The following is a 25,018-nucleotide window of genomic DNA, read 5'->3' as shown; positions in this document are numbered from 1 at the left end:
TCCGTCATGAGAAATGGACTACCGTCAGACTCTCGCGATACTGGTGGCCGACGCGCCGGGCCTCGATTTCCTGAACTCGGTTGCAACGCCAGTCGATGAAGCCGTCGACTGGATCAGCGACGGCGAAGGCTTGCTTGCCTGGCTGGACCAGGCGGCGCTAGTGCCCCGCACTGTCCTCGAGGCGATGCGCAGCCAGTCGAGCCCGGCCGAACTCGATGCGCTGGCGGCGCGCGCGCGCGAACTGCGCGAATGGTTCAGGGGGTTTGTCCAGAAGCGGAAGGGATGGCCGCTGGCTGCCAAAGATCTGCGTGAGATCGAGCCCTTGAATCAGTTGCTCGCGCAGGATCACCAGCACGGCGAAATCGTGACGAACGCATCGGACGGTGCGACGCGCTTTGAGTTGCGCGCGAGCCGCCGCTGGCAATCGCCCGAGTCGCTACTGATGCCGATCGCCGAGGTGTTGGCGAGGCTGGTATGCGAGGAGGATTTCACCTACGTGAAAGCGTGCGAAGGCCCCAGATGCACGTTGATGTTTGCGGATCACACGCGCGGTCACGCGCGTCGTTGGTGCAGCATGGCGATGTGCGGCAACCGTGCGAAGGTTGCGGCTCACCGCAAGCGGCTCAGGGAACAGGGCAGCGCTCAGGTGTAAGCTTCGGGGTCGGTGCGCGGTGCGCGCCAATTGCGAACCACGCACCCTGAATGGCCGACAAGTGGAACCGCAGATGAATAACAACAATCGCTGGCTGCTTGCTCTTGCTTCATCCGTGCTGGGTCCGCTGTGTCTATTGGCGGCGTGTACGTCAACGGATCTGCAAAATGAGAAGGGTCCGCCGCTGCCATCGGCGACCGACGTGGCCAGCCGCTGCCTCGCACGCGTGACGCAGAGCGGCGCGCCGACACCGGCGCTCGATCAGTTGACCGGATTGCAATGGCGCGGCTATGTGGGTTGCGCATTGGCCAGCAATCTGGTCGTCGATTCACGCAACGTTGCGGACAACCCGGAAGCGATTATTTCTATTCGCGTCAACGCGGACGGTTCGATCGATTCAATTGCGCCGATGCACTCCAGCGGCAATCCGGCGTGGGACGCGGCGGTACAACGCGCGATCGCGGCTGTCGCGCCGTTACCCGCGGCGCCGGCCACGCATACTTTTTCGAGAATCGACCTTCATTTCAGGCCTCAACCGCGCCCGCCCGGCATCGGCGGCAGCACGGGACTCACGGGCGAAAGCCATTGGTCGATACGTCATTGCACCACGGTAGACGGCGTCACCGCGTGCCGATAGCGCCGCTGCGCATCGCGAAGGGCGGGTTGAAGTCAATCCCTGAATCTGACATCTTCATTTCTGCGCGACGGCGGCAGAATAGTCGGCTCAGCCCGATTAAATTCAAACTATTCCATTCGCATACTATGACGGAAAGCCCCCGCAAGTTTGCACGTTAATGCAAAGACCCCGGTACTATATGGTCCTGCGGAATCGGCCCGGGAGCCAGTGTGAGAGAAACCGGCTTATAAGCCGGTGCAAGGCACGCCATATATTCCACGTAAAAGACATGAACAATTTTATTCGACCCCCCGTTTTCTATCCGGCATCCGTCGTTTTCGTGGACGACAGCGACAGCTACCTCGACGCGTTGCGCCGATTCTTTCCGGATATTTCCACTAATCTGTTTTTCACGCGGCCTCAAACCGCGCTCGCTTTCATCCGCAAACACGCCCGTGAGAATTCGCTGGCGTTTGCGCCGGCTTCAGCCGGTCTGACCGAGACCGGCCTCGAGCGGTTTGTCGAAAGCTCGGCGGAGCGGGACGTGCTGACCCGGGATGCACGGTTTTCAGAGGTGGCTGCGGTGGTGGTCGATTACGATATGCCCGGACTGAGCGGAGTCGAATTCCTTTCGTCAATATCCAATTTGCGTTGCGCGAAAGTGCTCCTGACCGGTGTCGCCGACGAAACCGTTGCAGTAAAGGCTTTCAATGCCGGCATTGTCGATCTTTATCTGAGAAAAACAGATGCTGATTCAGCCAACAGGCTGGTCCATTTTCTAAAAGACGCCAGAAGCAGGCATTGTTCGGAGTCGGGCTGGCTGGGCCTGGGCGATAACGGCATGACCTATTGCGATCCGCGAACGAGGCAAGTGATCGACGCGGTGGTCGCCGCCGAAGGTATCGTCGAGTATTACTGGCGTCCGGAACAGAACGCGATCCTGATGTTCGACCGTGCGGGCAACCCAAGCGTTTTCCAGGCATGGGCAGAGAACGACTGGATCTCGCAGGCGGAGATCGTGGCCGACGAAAGCGGGCCGGCGGATCTGCTCAAGCAGATGGCGGTCCGCGAGTCGATGCCGGTTTTCTGGCCGAATCTGGCGTTTCGTCCCGGTGCGGCATTCAGGACGGTAAAGCCGCAAAGCATCCCTGGCTGGGACGACGTTTTCTATTGCTGGACCAGAATAGATTCCACGGACCTGGGTCTGGACACGCTGACGTTTTCGCAATGGCGTAGTGGCCGCAATCTGCAGGCCCATCTATGAGGAATTAGCCAAACCGCATAGCCGCTTTGAAAATGCCGTAACAGACCAACGTTTCCCGACACATCGAGCCACATGTACGCCATTCCGACCGCCTTTGTGTCAGCGCTGTTCGTGGTGTTCGGCCTTTACGTACTCATCACTCAAGGGGTGACGCGTCTGTCGGCGCCGTTTCTTTTGATGTGCGCGACGACATTCGCATGGCAGGGGACCTGGACCCTGCTGTTCCAGACGCGGGACCCTCACATTGCAAGCGTGCTGGTTCGGGTCGGTTATCTCTTCATTCTCTTCCTGCCTACCACCTTCTATCACTTCGTGACGGAGGTGGCGGCAAGGCGTCGCGAGCGGCCGATATTGCTCGCATCTTACGGTTTGTGCCTCGTCTTCACTGTGCTGCTGCCTGGCGATGAAGTCGTCTCCGGCTACCGGCACTACTTCTTTGGCTACTACCCGAGCGCCGGGCCGCTGCATCCTTTGCACGTACTGCAGACCATATTGCTGGCCGGGCGCAGCGGACAGCTTCTGCTCGCGGCCCGCAAGCAGGCCGGCGCCGAAGCGCGCCGGCGCCTCGATCTCTGTTTGGCGAGCCTCTGTGTCTATTCATTTGCGGCAGTCGACTATGCGGTCAACTACGGCTATCCGTTCTATCCCCCGGGGGTATTGTTTGTTGCCCTCAGTCTGGGGCTTCTCGCGATCACGATCGTCCGCTATCACCTGATTCATCCCTATGCGATCGCCGCGACGATCGCGCACGAAATCGCCACGCCGCTGGCGACGATCGCGATGCATGCCGACGAGATCGCCAGCGTGTGGTCGCACGTTTTCAAAGGCTACCGGCTGGCAGTCACGCACGGGCTCTACGACGATCAGGAGGAGCATTCCGGGCAGACAGAACGCGTCAGCCAGCTCGCCACGGCGATCAGGCGGGAGGTCTCGGGCACCAGCGCGATGGTCGAAATGGCACTCGCTTCGTTCACGCTGGATCGTCTGGACCGCACGCGCTTTACGCCTCATTCGATGAAGCAATGTGTGGCGTCGGCGCTCGAGCGATATCCATTTCGTGGCGACGAACGTGCCCGCGTCAGCGTGGCGCCGATCGACGCAAGCTTATGCTTTTCGGGTTCGGACACGCTGGCGGTTTTTGTCCTGTTCAACCTGCTGAAAAACGCGCTGCACGCGATTCACGTGAGCGGCGAGGGGGAGATCGCGATCAGCGCGGTTCAGGAGCATGGTTTCTGCGTGCTGCGATTCCGCGACACGGGGCCGGGCATCGCGCCCGACGTGCTGCCCCATATCTTCGACGCCTTCTTCTCCACCAAGCGGCATGGAAGCGGTGCGGGAATGGGGCTCGCATTCTGCCGCCGCGCGGCGGAGCTTCTGGGCGGCAGTATCGAATGCAGTTCGACGCGCGGTGCACACACCACGTTCACCGTGCGCTTGCCGGTACCGGGCTCGCCGGCGGACCGCGCACTGAACAAACCGCCAGCGCGTTCTTTGCGCCGGCGGCAAAAGGTGAAAGAAAAGGTGAAGTCTAGCGTTGGAGGTTAGTGGTCAAGGTCAGGCGTGGAAGTTGGCGGTGAAAGATAGCGGTGAACTCCCACGACAAACCCGGCGAAAAAAATAAACGGCGAAAGTTAGTTGTCGAGATCAGGCGGCTAACGCCGTCCATGGCAGTTCATACTCCTTGACCCGTTCGACGATGCCCTGCGGGAAGCGCCTGATCTTGCGGTCCCGTCCGGCATACAGGATCTGCTGATAGCCCTGCGAAACCTCACGGCCATCCACGCAAAAGCGGAACAGCAGATAGGCCGAGCACTGCTTGACCTGCACCGTGTTCAGATAGCAATCCACGCGTTGGAAGGGGAACGTTTCGTGGACGTATTCCTGGTGCGCGCGTTTGGTCACGAACATGCCGTCCGAGCCCAGCAGATCGTTGTGTATGCATTCATGAAACCACCGCTCGCGGCACACACCTTGCCACTCGAAGTAGCGTGAGAAATACGTATTCATGAACGCGTTCGAGTCTTTCAGGTAAATGTCGAACGTATGGTGGAAGGTCTTGAGCGAGGACGGGCTAATCGGGTCTTGCGAAAGAAGAGCGGATCCGCGTGTCAGGGCGGTAGGGATTGCGTCACGCATCAACATACGATTTTCCTTTTTGCAGGAATGGCTGCTTGCGGCAGCCACGCATGCCTCCCTATATGGCAGGCACATCCCATTCTCTTGGGGATAGGGGTGGCGTGGCTATTGGCTGGCAAACATGCCGTGCAGAAAAAGGCTGTCGTATGCGAATCGTCTATTGACCGGGGCGGCGCGCCGTTGCCGGGCGACACGAAAGCAGTGCCGGCCGGGCAGAGCAACCAGCTCGATGCGTGCATCGTGGCTATGCCCGGCGCATTTTCCGTAATGCGTCAGCGGCGCATCAATTGGCGCCGCGTTGTATGGCCTCGCCCAGTTCGACGTTGGAATACGCCTTGCCACCGACGCCCCATGCGCCATGCCGCGGCTGTCCGCAAGGCCGCGCTCGACCTTGATGCTCAGTCATCGTCGTGATGGGAGGCAGGAGCCGTTTGTCGTCGACACCCGTTCGGCGCGGTCGCTTCAGGGTATCGACGGGGCTTCAATGCAATGTCCGGACGGTGGTGAGAGCGGATCCTTGCCGCTCACACCCGCTCACACCCGCTCAAACCGGCTCAGACATGGACATCAGAAGCGGTGACGCACGCCGACGCGGAATGCCAGCTGGTTGTCCGCACCCGGACCGGACGGGCCGAAGAAACTCGTGCTGGAGCCGATCTGCGCCTGTACATCCTGCGTGCCGTTGCGGCCCGACGCGATCTGGTAGATACCCAGTCCATACACGTCCGTGCGCTTGCTCAGTGCGTAGTCGACGCTCAAGTCGGCCTGGTTCCAGTGACCTGCCCGGGCGCCGCTCAGATGCATGTACGTATAGCCCGCACCCGCCGTCAGTGCCGGCGTGAATGCGTACTTCGCGCCTGCTTCGTACGCGGCAAAGGTGGTCGAGCCGCCCGTGATCGGCGTGAAATGCGTGTTCGTGTACAACGCCCACATCGTCGCCGCGCCGATCGAGTAACGGCCGCCCACGCCGAACGTGCGCAGATCGCGGATGGTGCCCGTGGTGACGTTGGCCATCGACGTCGAGGATTGCGTCGTGGTTGCCTGGCTCGGATAACGGATGTCCGTGTACGCCGCGCCCGCGGCGAACGGGCCGTTCGCGTAGTTCACGCCGAAGCTGTATGCACGCGACGAACCTGCGACCGGTGCCGCGGCCGTGCCGGTTGCCGGTGCGCCTGCGAATGCGCCAGCCTGGTTCGAGAAGCCGTACAACGCGCCGAACGTGAAGCCCGAGAAGTTCGCGCTGCTGAACTTGACCGCGTTGTTGATCCGGCTCGACGTCAACTGGTCCACGTCGTTGATGTGGTAAGCGTAGTTGCCAGCGACAGTCTGGCCACCCGTCGAGTAGTTGCCGCCCAGATAGTCTGTCGAGAACGAATACTGGCGACCGAACGTCAGCGAACCGACGTTGTTCTGCGAGAGGCCGACGTATGCCTGGCGGCCGAACATCGAATTGCCCTGGCCCGCGGCACCCGTGCCGCTGTTAAAGCCGTTTTCCAACACGAACAGCGCCTTCAGGCCGCCACCCAGATCTTCGGTGCCGCGCAGGCCCCAACGGCTGCCCGATGCCACGCCGTCGTCGTACTTGACGAGGTTGTCATGGCTCGTACCGGCACGGGCGTTGTTCACGTAGCTGATACCGGCATCGATCAGGCCATACAGCGTGACGCTGCTTTGTGCATGAGCGCTGAGCGAGATGCTTCCGAGGACAGCGGTGGCGAGGAGAGTCTTCTTCATTTTTTCCTTCTTCTTTTAAGGTGTCCATGCCGCGTGTTTCCGAGAGCACGGCGTGGACCCAGGTTGGCAAGCGATGCGGACCGAGCGCCCACGACAAAGCCGCGCGAGGCCGCGCAGGAATGAGGTCAATGTCGGGAGGGTGCGATCGAACGGGCGCGCAGCAAAAACCTCGTTATGCGAGGTCGTCACCGGCGGGTGACGGAAGCGCCGGAGCATCGGCGAATCCATCCGGCGTGTGGCGTCTTTGAGTGAAGCGAAACGTCGATCCCGTTGTGTTTGACGGAATATATCGAGCCGTCATCTATCCGTAAACAGTTTAGAAGCAGTTTAAAAGAAAGTTGTCGCCTTTATGACACATACAGGGAGCCCGGTACCGGCGGGCAACCCGCGACGTCAGTTGCCGGAGCAGGGCGCACGCTGCTTTTCACCTGGCTCCCGTCAGCATCAGAATGTAGGCGATCGTCGATACCACGATGACGCACACGCCGATCAGAACCTTCGTCTGATTGAACTCGACGAGACCGAATACGCAAATGGCGATGCCGAAAACCGCCATCAATGTGCCGATGGCCGCAAGCGCGACGCACACCTTGCTTGCCGTCGTTTCCTCCGGCTCTTCATGCGCTTCCAGGTGTTCAGATTTCATGTGGAATCCTTGCGCGAGACGAACGCGCGGCCTCCAGCCAACGATCACCGGCGGGAGAGATTCTTCAGGCAATCTGGCGCCCCATGTGCCGGTAGATTCATTGTAGAAAGTCTGGTTTACACATCAATGCGCGGCGCGGACACGAGTCTGGCGTTCGACGCCCGCTCAGAGCGCGGCGCCCGGCAATGCGCATGGCACGGACGTCGCTGCCGACGGCACCGGCACCGTCACCGGGCAGCGTCTTTGCCCACTCCTGCGGCAAGCCGGCGAGGTCGCCGATCACACGTTCCCGATCGAATTTCTGGATCCGGGCGGGCGAGCGTTTGCCTTTACTTTCGGCTAACCTGAAAGGGGTGGCGTAAATCGCCATGTCGCACCGGCAGGTCGGTAAATGGATAGTCAGCAGGAGCTTGCCAAAGTCCGCCGCGCGTACGCCCGGCGGCTGATGGCATTGGCGGGTATCGCCAACCCGGGCATCGAGGCGGCGTTCGCGGCTGTCGAACGCGAACGCTATCTGGGCCCCGGACCGTGGCCCATCCTGTGTCCCGCCGGCTACGTTGCCACGCCCGACGACGATCCCGCCCGTGTCTATGCCGATGTCCTGATCGGCATCATCCCGGAGCGCGGCCTTAATAACGGCATGCCGTCCTACCATGTGCCGCTTCTCGCCAGCGCCGGGATTCGAGCCGGCGACCACGTCGTCCATATCGGCGCGGGTGTCGGTTACTACACGGCCATCATGGCCTGCCTTGCCGGTCCCGCAGGCCGGGTCACCGGCATCGAATTCGATGCCGGTCTGGCCGCGCGCGCGGCTGCGAATCTGTCGAATGTCGGCAACGTTCAGGTGCTTCAGGGCGACGGCTTCTCGATGCCCTTTGATCCGGCCGACGTCATCTATGTCAACGCCGGCGTGACCCATCCCGCCGACATCTGGCTCGACCGTTTAAACGACGGCGGCAGGCTGATTCTTCCCCTCACGACGGAGAATATCTGGCCGCCTGCCCGGGGCGCCGCCGTGTCCCCCGCCATGTCCCACTACGGCGTGGTATTCCGAATCGAACGCGCCGGCGACGAATATCTCGCCGCGTGGGTCTCCGCCGTCGCCCTTTACCCGTGCGAAGGAGGGCGCGATGACGCGTCGGAAGCCCGGCTCGACGCCGCCTTTCAGAAGGGCGGCTGGCGTCGCGTGACACGCCTGTACCGCACCGGCGACCTGGCGGACGAGCGATGCTGGCTGCGCGGGGCACGCTGGGCACTCGCTTACGGCTGATCGCGCTATAGTCGAGACCTATCAACGGCATTGCGAGAATCGCATTCAATTGACGCCCAGTCGCACGTATATTTTAAGTTGCAGTCGTTTGCCGACGCGAGGCAAGCTCGCCCCATGCATGCGATGACATCGTTATCGGATGAAGCGTATGCGCGTCGGGTAGTCAACAGTGGTACACAAAAAGCGCCCACTATGTGACTTCCGGCCAGCCCGCCGACGCGGTTCGGCGGCGCACCCCAGGAGCCGGATGCGGTAGCAGACCAAGTGGGTATGTCCTCTCAAGGAGATAGCGCATGTCAAACGAAGCAAAGTGCCCGTTCAACCATACCGCCGGTGGCGGCACGACGAATCGTGACTGGTGGCCAAAGCAACTGCGGCTCGATTTGCTCAGCCAGCACTCCAGCAAGTCCAACCCGCTGGACAACAGCTTCAACTACGCCGAAGCTTTCAGGAGCCTCGATCTCGCCGCGGTGAAGAAGGACCTCGCCGCGCTGATGACGAATTCGCAGGATTGGTGGCCGGCCGACTTCGGTCACTACGGCCCGCTCTTTATCCGCATGGCATGGCACAGCGCCGGTACGTACCGCACGGGCGACGGCCGCGGCGGCGCCGGGCGCGGCCAGCAGCGGTTCGCGCCGCTCAATAGCTGGCCGGACAACGTCAGTCTCGACAAGGCCCGCCGGCTGCTATGGCCGATCAAACAGAAGTACGGGCAGAAAATTTCCTGGGCCGACCTGTTGATCCTGACCGGCAACGTGGCGCTGGAAACCATGGGCTTCAAGACTTTCGGCTTTGGCGGCGGCCGTGAGGACACGTGGGAGCCGGATCTCGACGTCTATTGGGGCAACGAAAAAACCTGGCTCGGCGGCGACGTCCGCTACGGCAAGGGTGCAGCCGGTAAGCAGGACGACGAAGGCGTGATCGTCGCCGACGAAGAATTGCACGGCAGCGAAACCAGCCGCGACGAGCATGGGCGTGTGCTGGAAAACCCGCTGGCCGCGGTTCAGATGGGGTTGATCTATGTGAACCCGGAAGGCCCCGACGGCAATCCCGATCCGCTTGCAGCGGCCCATGACATTCGCGAAACGTTCGGGCGCATGGCGATGAACGACGAGGAAACGGTCGCGCTGATCGCCGGCGGCCACACTTTCGGCAAAACGCACGGTGCGGGTCCCGCCAGCAACGTGGGGCCGGAGCCGGAGGCTGCGGGCCTGGAAAATCAGGGATTGGGCTGGAAGAACAGCTTCGGCACCGGTCGCGGAGCCGACGCGATCACGAGCGGCCTGGAAGTCACCTGGACCAGCACGCCGACGCAGTGGAGCAATGGATTCCTCCAGAACCTGTTCGGCCACGAATGGGAGTTGACGAAGAGCCCCGCGGGCGCCAATCAGTGGGTCGCCAAGGACGGCGGCGAAACGATTCCGCATGCGTTCGACCCCGCAAAGAAGCAGCGGCCTACGATGCTCACCACGGATCTCTCGCTGCGCTTCGACCCTGCTTACGAGAAGATTTCGCGGCGCTTCCTCGAAAATCCCGATCAGCTTGCCGATGCGTTCGCCCGTGCATGGTTCAAGCTGACCCACCGTGACATGGGGCCGCGCGCCCGTTACCTGGGCCCGGAAGTGCCGTCTGAAGAACTGCTCTGGCAAGACCCGATTCCGGCGGTCGATCACCCGTTGGTCGATGAAGCGGATATCGCCTCGCTCAAGCAGAAGATCTTGTCCTCCGGACTGTCCGTCTCGCAACTGGTCACGACCGCCTGGGCGTCGGCCTCCACCTTCCGCGGTTCCGACAAGCGCGGTGGCGCCAATGGCGCGCGCATTCGCCTCGCGCCGCAGAAAGACTGGCCGGTCAATCAGCCCGAGCAACTGGGCAGCGTGCTGAAGACCCTGGAAGGCATCCAGGCCGAATTCAACGGCGCGCAGTCCGGTGGCAAGAAAGTTTCGCTGGCTGACCTGATCGTGCTGGCAGGCAACGCCGGCATCGAGAAGGCGGCGGAGAAAGCAGGCCATAAGGTGAGCGTGCCTTTTGCGCCCGGTCGCATGGATGCGTCGCAAGAGCAGACCGATGTGGAATCGGTCGGGTTCCTCGAACCGGTCGCCGATGGTTTCCGCAACTATCTCAAAGGCAAGCTCGGTGTCTCCGCTGAGGATTTGCTGATCGACAAGGCGCAATTGCTGACTTTGACCGCACCCGAGATGACGGCGCTGATCGGCGGCCTGCGCGTTCTGAATGTGAATGCCGGGCAGAACCAGCATGGCGTGTTCACGAAGCAGCCGGAAACACTGACCAACGACTTCTTCCGCAACCTGCTCGACATGGGTACGGAATGGACGCCGGTTTCAGCGGCCAACGAGACGTTCGAAGGGCGTGATCGCAAGACCGGCGAAGTGAAATGGACCGGCAGCCGTGTCGATCTGGTGTTCGGCTCGCATGCCCAGTTGCGGGCGCTGGGCGAAGTCTATGCAAGTGACGATGGGCAGGAGAAATTTATCCGCGACTTTGTTGCGGCCTGGGCCAAGGTGATGAACCTCGACCGGTTCGATCTCGCCTGAATCTTTTGAGCAGGTGCGGGTCCCGCCGGGCTTGTTGGCCTGGCGGGACCCGGGTTTCCCTGTTGCCGTTTGGTGCCGCAGTTTCCGCCTCGCAGTCATAGCCCGGGATCCCGGCTGCGTCGGAACTCGCGCGCAATTCCCACGCTGATACGTAACCGGGAACACAACGGCCCCCAAGCTGGGTAACGAAGTCGGCTAATGCGCTGATGCTCAGGCTCGACGATCAGCCGGTGCAGATCATTCTGGCCGTGACTGAAGAGAAGGCCGGGCAGCTTCTGGATATCGTGCGAGCCGCGGGGCTACCGTTATTTCACCTTGAAGCTGTAGTGCCCCTGGGTACGATGCCCATCTTCCGCGACCGCCACCCATGCGACCGAATAATCGCCCGGCGTCAGTGCGTTCAGCGCTACCGACATGTGCTTCCTGTTGGAAGAATCGACCACGGATTTGCCGCTCGTCACCGGTTTGCCCTTTGCATCGGTCACGGTAATCGAGCTGAATGCCGGTTCCAGACCGTCGTCAAAGTCGATCGTCACGTCCTTCTGGGCGGTGGTCACCGTGGAACCGGCGGATGGCGCCTGATGGGTCGGATACGCGTGAGCATGCGCCAGTTGCGCGACAGTCAACGCGAACGCGGCAACCAGGCCACGTGCTGTGAATGAGTTCAGAAGAGAGGTTTTCATTTAATTGAAGAGCGGCTTGCCAAGAGAGTTGGGGAAGATGTCGTCGAAATACAGATGGGCGTCGAATAGCACGCCCACGTGATTGCCGCTCTGGTGATTGACCGGAATTTGCGCTTCGACGCCGAACTGTCCGTAACGGTTGAGCCAGAGCACGCCTGGGTTGACGGTGCCGGTGGTTTGACCGGCGCATGCGCCGGCCGTGCAGGTGCTCATCGGCGCTTCCACGACCAGCACCAGGTTGCTGAACGGTTGCGGGATGCCCAGGTTCTTCACCTGAGATTGCAGGTAAGGAATGCTGTACTGCAACGTCAAACCCCAGCCGAGCGAGTTCGGACCATTGTCGGATGAGGTAGTCGTCAGGTTCGGCCCGATCTCCCCCGTCACGGCAAAGGGACGCAGGTAGCCAAGTGAGGCAGGCAGGTCGCCAAAGCCCTTGCCGAAATAAAAACTTGGCGTGAGCGTGGAATAAGCGTTGGCGATCGATTTTGCGCCGGTGCCGCCGATTTCCGCGAGCAGTCCTATCGACGCCATGAACTCGTGACGCGCATTGGCGTAGATCATGTACTTCGCGCCCACGCTGAGGTTGTCCCAGCCCTTGGCCGAACCGCCGTTCGGCGCGTTCTGCGTGACGTAGTTGCTGCCAATGCTGAACGCGAGATTCTTTGTGATCAGCTTGTCCCACTCGTAGGAGACGGTGTTGACGTTCATGTTGTCCCCGTTGTCGTCCTGCGTCTTGATATGGCCGAACTGGGTGTCGAATTCATCGCCGACGCCTGGGTCGTCGACCGTCAAGGTGGCGGGGAATACCCGATCGCCGACGACCGAATGGGCCGAAGCAGCCGGCGAACCGGCAAGGCAGGCGGCGGCGCCGGCCGCCGCCATCAGAGCGGCGCGCGCGGGCGCCGCGTGCCGCTTGAAAAGCTTACGCATGATTGAGTCCTTCTCCAATTGTCTTGATACCGCGCAGCGCGTGCGTGCGGCGACACGCCACGACTGCTCGCACAGCGCGGATTCTGTTCAGGTACAGGTCGACTCAGGAAAAGACAGGCGGCGCACGCGGCTGGGCCGCGGTGTAGAAGAGGGGGACGTGGAGCGCATTGCGCGTGGCGACAACCGGCGCACGCACGACCAATTGCGTGGCGGCAAACACCGCCGGCGTGCCCGGCAATACCGGTGCATGAGCAAGCATGCCGCAGTAGGCGCACGCTTGCCAGTGGAATGCTGAGGAGTGCGACGACTTGCCGGCATGCGCGAGCGGCGTGGTGTCCGGCTCCGCGGTGCAGTAGCTCGAGAGTGCTTCGCCCAGCCGGTTATGTGCTGCTAGCGCCTGCGAAACCGTTGGCGCAAGCGTGCTCATCAGGATCGCAAGCAATCCGAACAGGTTGCCAATCTTCAGGAGGCGCGAGCGAAACATGCTGAGAACGGAGCACGCATACAGGTAAGAGCGAGGCGCTGATTATGCCACGCGGCTACTCAGCCAAAGATACAAGGTTTCACATGTCCAAGGTAGCGCTATTACCAATTTCAGCGCAGGGTTACAACCGGCTTACGAGCGTGCGAAGTCACGCTTTCGATGCCGTCAGTCCGCTCGAATCCCGGGCGGACTGACGCGTGCCGTTAGCGGCTCACTTCCAGTTCGTCGAAACGCTTTGCCCGATAGATCAGGACCGACGCAATCCAGCTAAGAACGAAGATGCCGATGATGATGTAGCCGAGCGTTCCGAAATTTTCATTGAGCGTGCCGATGGCATCCCACACCGGACCTTGCAGCTTCAACTGGTCGGCGATCAGCCCCAGCGCTTCTATACCGCCAATCACGACGGCCACGATGACCGACACCAGCGTGATGGTCATGTTGTAGTAGATTTTGCGGATCGGTTTCAGGTAGGCCCAGCCGTAAGCGCCTAACATCAGGTGTCCGTCAAGCGTATCGATCAGCGACATGCCGGCGCTGAAGAGGACGGGAAACACCATGATCGCCCATGGAGAGAGACCCCTGGAGGCCTGCGTTGCGGCGATCCCTAGCAAGCCGATTTCGGTTGCCGTATCGAATCCCAGGCCAAACAGAAAGCCCAGCGGGTACATGTGCCAGCTGCGGGTAATCAGGCGGAACAGCGGGCGAAAGAGCCGGGACAGAAAGCCGCGATCCGCCAGCAGCATGTCGAAATCGTCTTCGACATATTTGCCGCCGTTTCTGACGTGACGCCACGCGCTATAGATCGACTTGAGAATGATCAGATTCATGAGCGCGATCGCGAACAGAAACAGCGCCGACACCAGGGTTCCGATGACCCCGCCAATTTCCTTGTAATGATCGAAACGCGTTTGCATGGCGGATGCCGTAATCGCAACGGCGACGGACGCGAGCACGACAACCGTTGAATGGCCAAGCGAAAAGAAGAAGCCCACCGCCACAGGCCGCTTCTTTTCCTGCATCAATTTGCGCGTGACATTGTCGATTGCGGCGATGTGATCGGCGTCGACGGCATGACGCAATCCGAAACCATAGGCCAGCAGCGCGGTTCCGAGCAGCAGCGGATGGTTGCGGAATGCCACGACGGCCCATGTCCACGCCAGCACATTGAGCGCGATTAACAGGCTGTAGATGCCGAAGAGCTTGCTTCGCACCTCCGTACTCGAGTCACTGAAAACTTTGGCAAACTGAGAAATCATCGGTTAGGTCCTTGGGATTGGCGCGTCCCATTTGAGGGAGAAGCAGGTCGACAAGAGGTCTGACTCCCGGTTCAGCAATCGTGAGACTGCCCAACCGGATACAGCGGCGCGACCGTGCCGGATTCTCACCGGCTTCACTTTCCGTCCTGACAAGGTGATGCCTGACGCTTATACAATGCGGGCGCGTTGAGCGGCAAGTATGGTTTGCGTCGTAATCGATATTCGTGCATCCGGCATCCGCTTTTGTATGAGAGTTTGAGAAACATGCACAAGAGTCATGCCACCTCTGATGCGGTCAGGCGAAGAACGCTGTTGCCATGGGGATTTCAGCCGACACGGCAAACGAGGCCATGTGCTGCCGGCATGCACCTGTCTGGCGCAACATGCGTAACGGCTGGGCATGGGCGCCATGACGGTGCATGCGGATGCAGGATCGTTCACGCCCGGGCGCTTATCCGGCATCCGCAAGACGGTTCGCCGCGAGGCAAAGGCACAAAGGCACAAGGGCGGGCAGTACCTCGGTCTTCATTGCCCGGTAGCCGTTCTGACGAACTCGGCCAGGTCGCGATTGAAACGATCGGGCTCCTCAATAAACGGCGCGTGGCCTGATTCAGCGTACACCTTGCTGACGACGCGGGGATTGAGCGCGGTGGCGCGGGCAAGCGTCGCGTGGGTATCGACCAGCGAATCCTTGCCGCCGTAGAGGAAGAGCAATGGCACATGCGCGTTGCCGAGACCCTCGGCGGCGAACACCGTCATCGTAGGGACTTCTCGTTGCATGTCCCAGGACGCCATCGCGGCGTTGGCGAGCAGCCGGGCGAACGTGTCGGCATCAGGCCGCCGGTTGAAGCAAAGTCCGACAAAGCTGCGCTCGCCGTCGAGATGCGTCTTCAGATCACGGGCGTTCATGTCCCGGTAGACCTCGGGGTGTGCCACGAGCTGGCCGGGCGTCAGTTCGACCACGCCATCCACGTACACGGCACCGGCGATGGCGCGATCGCCATAGGCTGCGAGGTAGTTGGATATCACCACGCCACCAAGCGACCATCCGACCACGACGGGTTTCTTCACGTGCGAGCCATTGATCACGGCCGCGAGGTCGTCGCCCCAGCGGCGGCCGTCGTGATACGGCACTGCGCCGGTGGGCTTGTCCGACAGACCGTGGCCGCGCAGATCGTACGTAATGATCCGGTACTGGCGCAATGCGGGGCTTTGCACCTGCGCGTCCCAGTTCAGGCGACTGCCGAGCAGACCGTGGATCAGAATGACCGGCGGGCCGTCGGGGTTGCCGGTTTCCTGAACCGCCAGCCTGACCCCGTCCTTCGATGCAACCATATAGTTCGTCGAACCGGCGGCCGCCGCGGGTACGAACGAGAGGAGGGTGCTCGCCGCGACGGCGGCAATCAAAACGTTACTGAAAATTCGGGCGCGCATGGCATATTCCTCATGATTGACAGTTCAGCCAGTCTCAACCCTCACACTGATGTGAGAGTCAAGCGGCTTGTGCTAAGCTGTTTTTCATGAACAGGATGCCCGCACACGAATTGCCGACCATCGTGCTGACCATCGGCGAGCTCTCGCAGCGCACCGGCGCGAGCGTGCGGTCGATACGGCACTACGACGAACACGGTCTGCTCGCATCGGTGCGAGCGAGCAACGGCTACCGCATGTTTCCCGAAAAGGCGGTCGCGCAGGTCAGGCAGATCCAGCGCATGATCGCGACCGGTTTCACCATCGAGGATATTCGCGGGTTCCCGGACTGCATGCTGTTGACCGAAGGCGCCCGGTCGTGCGACCAGATCACCGACGTTCAGCGGCAACGCCTCGCCGCTATCGATCGTCAGATCGCGGATCTTGAACGGCGTCGCACCAGGCTCATCAAGACCTTGTCGGAAGGCGTGGTTCCGCCGGTCGATTGACGCGCGCAGGCATGGAAAACCCAGTGTGTCTGCCGGATTTCTCGACCGCGGAGATCAATTCACGCGCGGCCACCGAAGTCGTATTCGCGAACGCGTAGAACTTCACATTGGGCAGCGTGGGCATTCCATCGGCTTTGTCGAGTACGCGCGCCGACACGAGCATGGTCCGCTGCCGGATCACAGCAGGGATTTGCCTTGGGCGAGAATCTTGTCGCAGACCTGCTTCGTGACCTGTTGCTGCAGACCACCGCCGCTCAGGTCCAGTTGCTGGCCATTGCCGCTGCTCAGGATGCCCTTGGCGCCGTTGGTATAGCCGCTGTCGGACGAGGCTGAACTGGAGCCGCCGGGAAGCTTGCTCATCAGCGAGTCCTTGACCGAAGACGCGCTATTGCCGTTGAGATAGTTGTTCTTGATGCAGAACTCGAGTACGCCCGCCACGTTGCTTGTGCTGCCCGAGGTCAATGACTGACCCGACAGCGCACTGCCCACGCCGCCAAGGCTCCCCAGACCACCGGACGACCCGCCGCCTCCGCTCTGGTTGAGCAGGTTTCCGAGCTGCGCCTGGGCAGCGCAGACAGGTAGCAACGCGGCGATCAGAATCCCGGTAGCGGTGGCGCGATAGGTACGTGCTTTCATACTCGAACTCCTTCGGATGGCTGGAAATCCTCTTTACTATAGTTCTTTTCCCACCCGCGGCAGACTCGGCGCCCCAATCGCGCTACCCAACATGCATCCATTACCTGACAGCGGGGCCTCGAACACGACGCATAGCGGGCCGGTCACGCAGCCCGATCAATCGGCAAGCGTGCGCCGAAGCATTCGCGGGGTGAAGGGCTGACGGGGCCGCCCCGCGCTGCACGTCGAGATCACTGCGCCTTCGCGTCGACACTCCCGGCCGTCGCATTGCCGGTCTGCGCAGGCGCAGTCTGCTTCTCAGGATGCCGCGGATCATGCAACTGATCCGCCGACCAGCCGCCGCCCAGATCGCCGAATAGCGAGGCCGTGTCCAGCAGGCGCGTTTCCTGAACATTCAGCGCGGTCTGCTGAGTGCTCAACTGGGTGGCCTGCGCGGTGGCCACCGTCGTGTAGTCCACTGTCCCGGCCTGATACTCGTTGAACGCGATCTCGGCGCCACGGGTTGCGTCTTTCACGGCCGTCTCCAGCACCACCGATTGCTCGGCCAGGATTCGCAACCCGCTCAGATCGTCTTCAACGTTCTGGAATGCCGTCAACACCGTGCCCCGGTAGGTGGCGACGGCTGAATCGTAGGCCGCCTTCGCCGCGTCGACGTCGGCGCTGCGCAAGCCGCCGTCGAAAAGCGTTTCGGTCGCGCTGCCGCCCAGCGACCAGACGTAGTTGGCCACCTTGAACAGACCGGATAAGGGCGACTGCGTAAAGCCGGCCAGCCCGGATAGGGAAATCTCCGGGTAATACGCCGATACCGCCACGCCGATCGCCGCATTTTGCGCCGCCATCCTGCGCTCGGCAGCAGCGATATCGGGCCGCCGCTCGAGCAGCGTCGACGGCACACCCACCGGCACGCCCGGCAGCGTCGGCATCGCGGTGCTGTGCGTGATCGACAACTCTTCCGGATTCTTGCCCACGAGGACGGCAATCGCATGCGCATATTGAGCGCGCGCCACGCCGAGCGCGATCAGACTGGACTGCGCGGTCTCGAGTTGGGTGCGGGCGGTGATCAGGTCGGACGGCGCGATGGTGCCCGCCTGATCCTGATCGGATACAACGTCGAGATAGTGCTGGTAGGCCGCGACCGTCTTCTGCAGAAGGTCGATATTGGCGTCGCTGGTGCGCAGTTCGATGATTGCGGTGGCCAGCGCCACTTGCTCGGAGAGCGTCGCATTGGCGAGCGTCGCTTCGCTCGCTTGCGCCGTCGCGGCGTTTTCTTCGATCGTGCGCCGCACCTGGCCCCACAGATCGGGTGCCCAGCTGACGTTGCCTTCCAGCGAGCCCGAGTTCGTCACGCGCGCCACATTGCCGACCGCGCTACGCGCCTTGGTGCCCGAACCGGTTACGCCGATGGTCGGAAACAGGCTGGCGCGCGCTAACCGCACTTCTGCAAGCGCTTCCTGATAGTTCGCATAGTCCGCGCGCACGGTCTGGTTCGATACCGACACCAGTGGTTCGAGCTGGTCCATCAGCGGATCGTTGAAGGCCGTCCACCAGTCGCCTTTCGGTTTCTCGGCCGAAGGCTCGGCTTGGGTCCAACCCGGCAACTCCGAGTAGGTGGCGGCCACGTTGACCGGCGGGCGGTGGTAGTCGGGGCCGACCGTGCAGGCACCGGTCAGCAGGGCCAGCGTCGCGACGGCCAGGGGCCGCAGTGGGCCAATGACGCCAACGAGGCCAACATGACCAGAGCGGCCAAAGCGGTTACGGGAAATCTTCATCGTCATGCCTTCGTATCCGGTTGTCCGGGTTGCTGCGTGTCGCGATTCCATGGCAGGTTCGCGGACCATCTGACCAGCTTGAAACGCAAACGGTCGAGGTAGAGGTAGATCACCGGCGTCGTGTACAGGGTAAAGACCTGGCTCAGGATCAGGCCACCCATCACGGTGATACCGAGCGGCTGGCGCAGCGACGCGCCCTGGCCGATGCCGATAGCGAGCGGCACCGCGCCGAGCACGGCCGCGAACGTGGTCATCATGATCGGCCGCAGACGGACCACGGCGGCCGAGTGGATCGCTTCCTTCGCCGGCATGCCTTCGCTGCGTTGCAACTGGATTGCGACGTCGACCATCATGATGCCGTTCTTCTTGACGATACCGATCAGCAGGATGATGCCGATCATCGCGATCACCGAGAACGGTGTGCCGAAAATCAGCAGGGCCAGCGTCGCGCCGATGCCCGCGGACGGCAGCGTCGACAGAATGGTCAGCGGGTGGATGGAGCTTTCGTACAACACGCCGAGCACGATATACACCACGCCGAGTGCCGCCAGAATCAGCAGCGGCACCGTGCCCATCGACTGGGAGTAGGCCGCCGCCGCGCCGGCAAACGAGCCGTGAATGCTCGCGGGCATGCCGATCTCGCGGATCGTGTTGTTGATCGCCACCGCCGCGTTGCTCAACGAACCGCCCGCCGGCAGGTTGAACGAAATCGTCGCAGCCACGAGGCCGCTCTGGTGGTTCACCTGAGTCGATGTATGGCTGTTCGAGAACGAAGCCAGCGCCGACAGCGGCACCATGGTTTCAGCGGAGGTACTGTCCGCGCTGCCGGTCGAACTGCCGCCCTTGCTGTTGGCGATGCTGTTGGTGGTCGCGTTGGCCTGCGCGTTCGAGTTGAGTGCGTTCGTCGTCGTGCTGGCCTCGGTCGCCACCGTCACGCCCGACACCGTGGTGCCCGGCATCTGTGTGCCGGCGGTGCCGCTGGGGTTGCCCGCCGCCGTGCTCAGGTAAATCTGGTTGAGCGTTTGCGGGTACTGCCAGTAGTCCGGCGCCACTTCCATCACCACGAAATACTGGTTCAGCGGGTTGTAGATGGTCGACACCGTGCGCTGGCCAAACGCGTCATACAAGACGTTGTCGATCTGGTTCGGCGCGAAGCCAAAGCGCGCCGCCGTCGAGCGATTGATGGTGACGTAGGTCTGCAGCCCGTTTTGCTGCAAGTCCGAGTTCACGTCGAGCAACTGCCCGTGCTCCTTGCCGAGCGCGGCGACGAGTAGCGGCGTCCATTTGAACAGCGCGGCGGAATCGTCGCTGGTGAGGGTGTATTGATACTCGGCGGCGGATTGCCGTCCGCCGATGCGTAGATCCTGCTGCGCCTGCATAAAGAGCCGGGCGCCCGACACTGCATTCAGTTTGGGCCGCAGACGGTTCACAACTTCGGTGGCCGTGGCATGGCGCTCCGCCAGCGGCTTGAGTTCGACGAACACGTTCGCGGTATTGAGCGCGCGGCCGCCCGTAAAGCCGGCCACCGAGGCCACCGCCGGGTCCTTCTGCACGATCTCCTGCAATTGCGTGAGCTTCTTTTGCATCGCCGGAAAGGAGATGCTCTGGTCGGCGATGATCTGTCCGATCAGGATGCCGGTGTCCTGCTCGGGAAAGAAGGTGGCCGGCACCAGCTTGAACAGGAACACGTTCGCCACCAGCAGGCCGACCAGCAGCAGGATGACCAGCAGTGCATGGTCCAGGACTGCAGTAAGCGAGCGCGCGTAGGCCTCCTTGAAACGATCGAACTGCTTTTCGACCCATATTGCCCAACGCGCTTTCGAATGTCCGGCGTTCTCGCGGCTCAGCACATAGGCGCACATGGCCGGCGTGACCGTCAGCGAAATCACCAGCGAAATCAGGATCGCGATGGACAGCGTGACCGCGAACTCGTGGAACAGCAGGCCGACCACGCCCGGCATCAGCATGATGGGGAGGAACACCGCGATCAGCGAGAGGCTCATCGAGATTACGGTGAAGCCCACTTCGCCGCTGCCTTTCAAGGCGGCCTCTTTCGGGCTGAGCCCTAACTCCATGTGACGCACGATGTTTTCCAGCACCACCACCGCGTCGTCGACCACGAAGCCGGTGCCGATGGTCAGCGCCATGAGCGAGAGGTTGTCGATGCTGTAGCCGAGCAGGTACATCGGCCCGAAGGTGCCCACGATCGAGACCGGCAGCGCGACTGCCGGCACCAGCGTGGCGCGCGGCGATTGCAGGAAAATGAAAACGACGCCCACCACCAGCAGCACGGCGATAAACAGCGTGCGCTCCGTGTCGCCCACCGACGCCCTGACCGATTCCGAGCGGTCGATCGCGACGCCCACATGCACGCTGCTTGGCAGTGTCGCCTCGATCGACGGCAGGACCTTGCGGATCTGCGCGACGGTGCTCACGACATTGCTGCCAGGCATCGGATACACAATCACGAGAATGGCCGACTTGCCGTTGAAGAGGCCGGCATTGCGGATGTTTTCGTTCGAATCCCTGACCTCGGCCACGTCGCGCAACTGCACCGGCGCGCCGTTGCGGTAGGCGACCACCAGGTCGCGGTAGGGCGCAGCATGGGTGATCTGGTCGTTGGAGGTGACCACGTAGCGCTGATCGCCCTCGTCGAGATGGCCCTTTGCGCTGTCGGCATTGGCCGCGCTGATTGCCGCGCGCACGTCTTCGAGACCGATACCGTAGCTGCTCAGTTTGCCCGGCTGCAATTCCACCCGCACCGAGGGCAGCGCGCCGCCGCCGAGCGTGATCTGACCCACCCCCTGGACCTGCGAGAGCTGCTGCTGGATGACCGAATCGGCGGAATCGTAGAGTTGTGCCTTGGTAAGCGTGTCGGACGTGAGCGAGAGTACCATGATCGGCGCATCGGCCGGGTTGTACTGGCGATAGCTCGGATTGCTGCGCAGCGTGGTCGGCAAGTCGGCGCGCGCGGCCTGGATAGCCGCTTCGACGTCGCGCGCGGCGCCGTTGATGTCGCGTTTCAAACCGAACTCGACCACGATCAGCGACGAGCCGACGGAGCTGATCGAGGTCAGTTCTTCGACGTCGGCAATGGTGGCGAGCCGCCGCTCGAGCGGCTCGGCCACCGTGGTTCCCATGATGTCCGGGCTTGCACCTGCCATGTTCGCCTGCACCACGATGACCGGAAAGGCAATGTTCGGCAACGGCGCAACCGGCAGCCGGAAGTAGGCGAGCGCACCGGAGATCAGAATGGCGATCGCCAGCAGCGTGGTCGCGACGGGGCGCCGGATGAATAACGCCGAGATGTTCAAGGCGCTTCCTCCGCGTCGCCGCGAGGCGAATCCTCCGGCTTATCCGAATTGTCCGGTTTGTTGCGGTTGCGCCAGCGTCTCGTGCGTTCGGCCATTCTGTCGAAGAACAGATAGATCACCGGCGTGGTGAAAAGCGTCAGCATCTGGCTCAGCGTCAGACCGCCGATGATGGCGAGCCCCAGCGGCCGCCGCAATTCCGAACCCGTGCCGGAGCCGAGCAGCATCGGCAGTGCGCCGAGCATGGCGGCCAGCGTCGTCATCAGGATCGGCCGGAAACGCAGCAGCGACGCCTCGAAGATCGCTTCGCGCGGAGGCTTGCCGTGATTGCGTTCGGCGTCCAGCGCGAAGTCCACCATCATGATGGCGTTCTTCTTGACGATACCGATCAGCAGCACGATGCCGATGATGCCGATCACATCCAGGTCGCTCCCGGCGATCATCAACGCGAGCAGTGCGCCGATACCCGCCGAGGGCAGGGTGGACAGAATCGTCACCGGATGGATGAAGCTCTCGTACAGCACGCCGAGCACGATATACACCGCCACCAGTGCCGCGATCAGCAGATAGACCTCGCTCGACAGCGAGTCTTCGAAAGCCTGCGCCGCGCCCTGCAGCGACGAGGTGATCGACGGCGGCAGATTCACCGATTGTTCGGCTTGATGGATCGCCTTGACCGCCGTGCTCAGCGACGCATCCTTCGCGAGATTGAACGAGATCGTGACCGACGGGAACTGCGCCAGATGGCTGATCACGAGCGGCGACTTCGTGATCTGGATCTTTGCGATACCCGACAGCGGCACCTGGCCCGTGCTGCTGGTCTGACTCGGCAGATACAGGTTGCCGATCGACTGCACGTTCGGCAGCGACTCCGGTTTGGCGACGAGAATCACGCGGTACTGGCTCGACTGCTCGAAGATGGTCGAGACGATCCGCTGGCCGAGCGCGTCGTAGAGCGCGTTGTCGATCGTCGCGGGCGTAATGCCGAAGCGTGCCGCCAGTTGCCGGTTGACTTCGACGTTCACGCTCAGGCCGTCGCTATTCATGTCGCTTTGCACGTCGGCGAGCGACGGGATCTGCTTGAGCTTCGCGACCAGTTCCGGCACGTACTTCTGGAACGCCTGCTGGCTCGGTCCGCGCAGCACGAAGCTGTACTGGTTCGGCGAGACTGTGGTGTCGAGCGTCAGGTCCTGTTCGGGCTGCATGTAGAGCCTGACACCCGGCACTTGCGCGACTTCCTGTTGCAGACGCCGGGCAATCTCCTGCGCGGTATCGGAGCGCTTGTCGTGATCGCGAAGATTGATCAGGAAGCGACCGTTGTTCAGCGTCGAGTTCGTGCCGTCGATACCCACGTACGAGGTCAGCGAGGTGACATCCGGGTCTTTCAGGATCGCATCGGCGAGCGCGCCCTGGCGGTTCACCATCGCCGCGTACGACACCGAGTTGTCGGCCACGCTGATCCCCTCGATCACGCCGACGTCCTGCACCGGAAAGAGCCCCTTCGGAATCACCACGTACAGGATGCCGGTCAGCACCACGGTGCCGATGGCCACGACGAGCGTCAGCACCTGGTGATCCAGCACCCAGCGCAGGCCACGTTCATAGGCGCCGAGTGTCTTGTCGAACAGGCCTTCGCTGATCCGCTCGAAGCGGCTCGGATGGCGGTCGGCCTGCGCGCGCAACATGCGCGCGCAGAGCATCGGCACCACGGTCAGCGAAACGATCGCGGAGATCACGATGGTAACGGCGAGCGTGACTGCGAATTCGCTGAACAGACGCCCGATCACCCCGCCCATGAAGAGCAGCGGAATCAGCACGGCGATCAGCGAGATGGTCAGCGACAGAATCGTGAAGCCGATCTGGCCCGCGCCCTCCAGCGCGGCTTCGAGCGGTGTGCGGCCTTCCTCCAGATAACGCACGACGTTCTCGATCATCACGATCGAGTCGTCGACCACGAAGCCGGTGGCGATAATGAGCGCCATCAGCGAGAGGTTGTCGATCGAGTAGTTCAACTGATACATCACCGCCAGGGTGCCGATCAGCGACACCGGCACCGAGACGCTCGGAATGAGCGTGGCGGGCACATTGCGCAGGAACACGAAGATCACCGCGACCACCAGCACAATGGCGAGAATCAGTTCGAGCGCCGCGTCGGCAACCGACGAGCGGATCACACCCGTGCTGTCCGACACCACGGTCACCTTCATGCCGGCCGGCAGCGTGGATTCGAGCTGCGGCAACTGCTTCATGATCTGATTGACGGTGGCGATCACGTTCGCGCCCGGCTGCCGCTGGACGTTGAGCACGATGGCCGGCGAGCCGTTGTACCAGGCGCCGCGCTCGACGTCCTGGGCCGCCTGACTGACCCGCGCGACGTCGCGCATGAACACCGGGGCGCCGTTCTGGTAGGCGATCACCGTGTTCAGATAGTCCTTCGGATCGCTGATCTGATCGTTGCCGTTGATCGTGTAATCGAGGTCGGGGCCGTCGAAATTGCCCTTCGGCTGGCTGACGTTGACATAGCTGAGCAGCGTGCGCAGATCGTCGATATTCAGGCCGTAGGCGGCCAGCTTGTGCGGGTCCGCTTCGACGCGAATGGCCGGCACATTGCCACCGCTCGTGGTCACCACGCCCACGCCCGACACTTCGGAAATCTTGGTGCCGAGACGGTTGTTGGCGACATCCTCGAGCTGGGTCAACGACATCGATTTCGACGTGACCGCCAGCGTCAGGATCGGCTGGTCGGCCGGATTGACCTTGGCATACGTCGGCGGCGCGGGCAGGCCGGAGGGCAGGTAGCTGTTCGAAGCATTGATAGCCTGCTGGACGTTCTGCTGCGCGATGTCGAGGTCGAGCGAGAGATCGAACTGCAGCGTGATGACCGACGCGCCCTCCGAGCTATATGAGGTCATCTGTTGCAAGCCGGGGATTTCGCCCAACTGCACTTCGAGCGGCGCCGTGACTGTGGTGGCCATCACGTCCGGACTCGCGCCCGGATAGAACGTCTGCACCTGGATGGTCGGATAGTCGACGTTGGGCAGCGATGAAACCGGCAGCACGCGCATGGCGACGAGGCCCACCAGCACGAGGGCGATCATCAGCAGCAGCGTGGCGACCGGTCGAAGAATGAACAGGCGGGAAATATTCATCGGCG

The 25,018-nt window shown here is 62.1% G+C and carries 20 protein-coding genes and 1 riboswitch; of the genes, 7 read left to right on the top strand and 13 right to left on the bottom strand.

What is annotated here, in order from left to right; translation table 11 throughout:
• Positions 1 to 13: 13 nt before the first annotated feature.
• The 4 genes from AC57B6_RS33805 (at position 14) to AC57B6_RS33790 (ending at position 4,077) form a co-directional block, all read left to right on the top strand.
• Positions 14 to 652 (top strand): CGNR zinc finger domain-containing protein, encoded by a 639-nt coding sequence (locus AC57B6_RS33805; RefSeq protein ID WP_496422968.1) that lies wholly within the window; start codon positions 14 to 16, stop codon positions 650 to 652.
• 73 nt (positions 653 to 725) lie between these two features.
• Entirely contained in the window at positions 726 to 1,289 is a 564-nt protein-coding gene (locus AC57B6_RS33800) for a TonB family protein (RefSeq protein ID WP_028198698.1), read from the top strand.
• A gap of 268 nt (positions 1,290 to 1,557) precedes the next feature.
• The gene (locus AC57B6_RS33795; protein WP_178369777.1) at positions 1,558 to 2,532 is read left to right on the top strand and encodes a response regulator; all 975 of its coding nucleotides are present in this window, start codon (positions 1,558 to 1,560) and stop codon (positions 2,530 to 2,532) included.
• Between the two features lie 72 nt (positions 2,533 to 2,604).
• Positions 2,605 to 4,077 (top strand): sensor histidine kinase, encoded by a 1,473-nt coding sequence (locus AC57B6_RS33790; protein ID WP_030103308.1) that lies wholly within the window; start codon positions 2,605 to 2,607, stop codon positions 4,075 to 4,077.
• A 99-nt stretch (positions 4,078 to 4,176) separates the two neighbouring features.
• Here the strand turns inward: AC57B6_RS33790 and AC57B6_RS33785 are convergent, their stop codons facing one another.
• The 4 genes from AC57B6_RS33785 to AC57B6_RS33770 all read right to left on the bottom strand — a co-directional run bounded on the left by AC57B6_RS33785 (position 4,177) and on the right by AC57B6_RS33770 (position 7,418).
• Positions 4,177 to 4,674: an acyl-CoA thioesterase gene (locus tag AC57B6_RS33785; protein ID WP_025496208.1), complete on the bottom strand. Its 498-nt coding sequence runs from the start codon at positions 4,672 to 4,674 to the stop codon at positions 4,177 to 4,179.
• 561 nt (positions 4,675 to 5,235) lie between these two features.
• Positions 5,236 to 6,402 (bottom strand): porin, encoded by a 1,167-nt coding sequence (locus AC57B6_RS33780; protein ID WP_496422967.1) that lies wholly within the window; start codon positions 6,400 to 6,402, stop codon positions 5,236 to 5,238.
• A gap of 424 nt (positions 6,403 to 6,826) precedes the next feature.
• Entirely contained in the window at positions 6,827 to 7,048 is a 222-nt protein-coding gene (locus AC57B6_RS33775) for a hypothetical protein (protein ID WP_030103306.1), read from the bottom strand.
• 97 nt (positions 7,049 to 7,145) lie between these two features.
• Positions 7,146 to 7,418 (bottom strand): hypothetical protein, encoded by a 273-nt coding sequence (locus AC57B6_RS33770; RefSeq protein ID WP_420910249.1) that lies wholly within the window; start codon positions 7,416 to 7,418, stop codon positions 7,146 to 7,148.
• A gap of 21 nt (positions 7,419 to 7,439) precedes the next feature.
• On the opposite strand from AC57B6_RS33770, the gene AC57B6_RS33765 reads away from it, so the two are divergent.
• Entirely contained in the window at positions 7,440 to 8,318 is an 879-nt protein-coding gene (locus tag AC57B6_RS33765; RefSeq protein WP_496422966.1) for a protein-L-isoaspartate O-methyltransferase family protein, read from the top strand.
• Positions 8,319 to 8,611: 293 nt separating this feature from the next.
• Positions 8,612 to 10,873 (top strand): catalase/peroxidase HPI, encoded by a 2,262-nt coding sequence (katG, locus tag AC57B6_RS33760; RefSeq protein ID WP_496422965.1) that lies wholly within the window; start codon positions 8,612 to 8,614, stop codon positions 10,871 to 10,873.
• A gap of 305 nt (positions 10,874 to 11,178) precedes the next feature.
• Here the strand turns inward: katG and AC57B6_RS33755 are convergent, their stop codons facing one another.
• The 5 genes from AC57B6_RS33755 to AC57B6_RS33735 form a co-directional block, all read right to left on the bottom strand.
• Positions 11,179 to 11,556 (bottom strand): copper resistance CopC family protein, encoded by a 378-nt coding sequence (locus AC57B6_RS33755; protein WP_025496215.1) that lies wholly within the window; start codon positions 11,554 to 11,556, stop codon positions 11,179 to 11,181.
• Complete coding sequence (locus AC57B6_RS33750; protein WP_052719706.1) at positions 11,557 to 12,486, bottom strand: hypothetical protein; 930 nt, start codon at positions 12,484 to 12,486, stop codon at positions 11,557 to 11,559.
• Positions 12,487 to 12,589: 103 nt separating this feature from the next.
• A complete protein-coding gene (locus AC57B6_RS33745; protein WP_496422964.1) occupies positions 12,590 to 12,970 on the bottom strand; it encodes a DUF2946 domain-containing protein in 381 nt (126 codons plus the stop codon).
• Positions 12,971 to 13,173: 203 nt separating this feature from the next.
• Positions 13,174 to 14,229 carry a HoxN/HupN/NixA family nickel/cobalt transporter gene (locus AC57B6_RS33740; protein WP_028198703.1) on the bottom strand — a complete coding sequence of 352 codons (1,056 nt, stop codon included), beginning with the start codon at positions 14,227 to 14,229 and terminating at the stop codon, positions 13,174 to 13,176.
• Between the two features lie 35 nt (positions 14,230 to 14,264).
• Positions 14,265 to 14,410, bottom strand: a riboswitch (cobalamin riboswitch).
• A 344-nt stretch (positions 14,411 to 14,754) separates the two neighbouring features.
• The gene (locus AC57B6_RS33735) at positions 14,755 to 15,663 is read right to left on the bottom strand and encodes an alpha/beta fold hydrolase (RefSeq protein WP_496422963.1); all 909 of its coding nucleotides are present in this window, start codon (positions 15,661 to 15,663) and stop codon (positions 14,755 to 14,757) included.
• Positions 15,664 to 15,749: 86 nt separating this feature from the next.
• On the opposite strand from AC57B6_RS33735, the gene AC57B6_RS33730 reads away from it, so the two are divergent.
• Complete coding sequence (locus AC57B6_RS33730; protein ID WP_496422962.1) at positions 15,750 to 16,148, top strand: MerR family transcriptional regulator; 399 nt, start codon at positions 15,750 to 15,752, stop codon at positions 16,146 to 16,148.
• 177 nt (positions 16,149 to 16,325) lie between these two features.
• Here AC57B6_RS33730 and AC57B6_RS33725 read toward each other — a convergent pair whose 3' ends face one another.
• From AC57B6_RS33725 to AC57B6_RS33710, 4 genes are all read right to left on the bottom strand, one after another.
• The gene (locus tag AC57B6_RS33725; protein ID WP_106353074.1) at positions 16,326 to 16,784 is read right to left on the bottom strand and encodes a YjjA family protein; all 459 of its coding nucleotides are present in this window, start codon (positions 16,782 to 16,784) and stop codon (positions 16,326 to 16,328) included.
• A gap of 230 nt (positions 16,785 to 17,014) precedes the next feature.
• Positions 17,015 to 18,559 carry an efflux transporter outer membrane subunit gene (locus tag AC57B6_RS33720; protein WP_454805593.1) on the bottom strand — a complete coding sequence of 515 codons (1,545 nt, stop codon included), beginning with the start codon at positions 18,557 to 18,559 and terminating at the stop codon, positions 17,015 to 17,017.
• Complete coding sequence (locus tag AC57B6_RS33715) at positions 18,556 to 21,867, bottom strand: efflux RND transporter permease subunit (RefSeq protein ID WP_496422961.1); 3,312 nt, start codon at positions 21,865 to 21,867, stop codon at positions 18,556 to 18,558. The genes AC57B6_RS33720 and AC57B6_RS33715 overlap by 4 nt, the downstream gene beginning before the upstream one ends.
• Positions 21,864 to 25,013: an efflux RND transporter permease subunit gene (locus AC57B6_RS33710; RefSeq protein ID WP_496422960.1), complete on the bottom strand. Its 3,150-nt coding sequence runs from the start codon at positions 25,011 to 25,013 to the stop codon at positions 21,864 to 21,866. The genes AC57B6_RS33715 and AC57B6_RS33710 overlap by 4 nt, the downstream gene beginning before the upstream one ends.
• Positions 25,014 to 25,018 lie beyond the last annotated feature (5 nt).

The organism is Paraburkholderia sp. BGA-UO-ETr-F12, from assembly GCF_059567945.1.
The sequence above is the reverse complement of the archived record's forward strand: the minus strand, read 5'-3'. Positions and strand labels throughout refer to the sequence as shown.

Excerpts from the sequence above, each read along its gene's own strand:
- AC57B6_RS33730 (WP_496422962.1), top strand. The coding sequence starts at position 15,750 with ATGAACAGGATGCCCGCACACGAATTGCCGACCATCGTGCTGACCATC.
- AC57B6_RS33805 (WP_496422968.1), top strand. The coding sequence starts at position 14 with ATGGACTACCGTCAGACTCTCGCGATACTGGTGGCCGACGCGCCGGGC.
- AC57B6_RS33800 (WP_028198698.1), top strand. The coding sequence starts at position 726 with ATGAATAACAACAATCGCTGGCTGCTTGCTCTTGCTTCATCCGTGCTG.
- AC57B6_RS33750 (WP_052719706.1), bottom strand. The coding sequence starts at position 12,486 with ATGCGTAAGCTTTTCAAGCGGCACGCGGCGCCCGCGCGCGCCGCTCTG.
- AC57B6_RS33720 (WP_454805593.1), bottom strand. The coding sequence starts at position 18,559 with ATGACGATGAAGATTTCCCGTAACCGCTTTGGCCGCTCTGGTCATGTT.
- AC57B6_RS33765 (WP_496422966.1), top strand. The coding sequence starts at position 7,440 with ATGGATAGTCAGCAGGAGCTTGCCAAAGTCCGCCGCGCGTACGCCCGG.
- AC57B6_RS33735 (WP_496422963.1), bottom strand. The coding sequence starts at position 15,663 with ATGCGCGCCCGAATTTTCAGTAACGTTTTGATTGCCGCCGTCGCGGCG.
- AC57B6_RS33770 (WP_420910249.1), bottom strand. The coding sequence starts at position 7,418 with ATGGCGATTTACGCCACCCCTTTCAGGTTAGCCGAAAGTAAAGGCAAA.
- AC57B6_RS33790 (WP_030103308.1), top strand. The coding sequence starts at position 2,605 with ATGTACGCCATTCCGACCGCCTTTGTGTCAGCGCTGTTCGTGGTGTTC.
- AC57B6_RS33795 (WP_178369777.1), top strand. The coding sequence starts at position 1,558 with ATGAACAATTTTATTCGACCCCCCGTTTTCTATCCGGCATCCGTCGTT.
- AC57B6_RS33740 (WP_028198703.1), bottom strand. The coding sequence starts at position 14,229 with ATGATTTCTCAGTTTGCCAAAGTTTTCAGTGACTCGAGTACGGAGGTG.
- AC57B6_RS33755 (WP_025496215.1), bottom strand. The coding sequence starts at position 11,556 with ATGAAAACCTCTCTTCTGAACTCATTCACAGCACGTGGCCTGGTTGCC.
- katG (WP_496422965.1), top strand. The coding sequence starts at position 8,612 with ATGTCAAACGAAGCAAAGTGCCCGTTCAACCATACCGCCGGTGGCGGC.
- AC57B6_RS33775 (WP_030103306.1), bottom strand. The coding sequence starts at position 7,048 with ATGAAATCTGAACACCTGGAAGCGCATGAAGAGCCGGAGGAAACGACG.
- AC57B6_RS33745 (WP_496422964.1), bottom strand. The coding sequence starts at position 12,970 with ATGTTTCGCTCGCGCCTCCTGAAGATTGGCAACCTGTTCGGATTGCTT.
- AC57B6_RS33780 (WP_496422967.1), bottom strand. The coding sequence starts at position 6,402 with ATGAAGAAGACTCTCCTCGCCACCGCTGTCCTCGGAAGCATCTCGCTC.
- AC57B6_RS33710 (WP_496422960.1), bottom strand. The coding sequence starts at position 25,013 with ATGAATATTTCCCGCCTGTTCATTCTTCGACCGGTCGCCACGCTGCTG.
- AC57B6_RS33725 (WP_106353074.1), bottom strand. The coding sequence starts at position 16,784 with ATGAAAGCACGTACCTATCGCGCCACCGCTACCGGGATTCTGATCGCC.
- AC57B6_RS33785 (WP_025496208.1), bottom strand. The coding sequence starts at position 4,674 with ATGTTGATGCGTGACGCAATCCCTACCGCCCTGACACGCGGATCCGCT.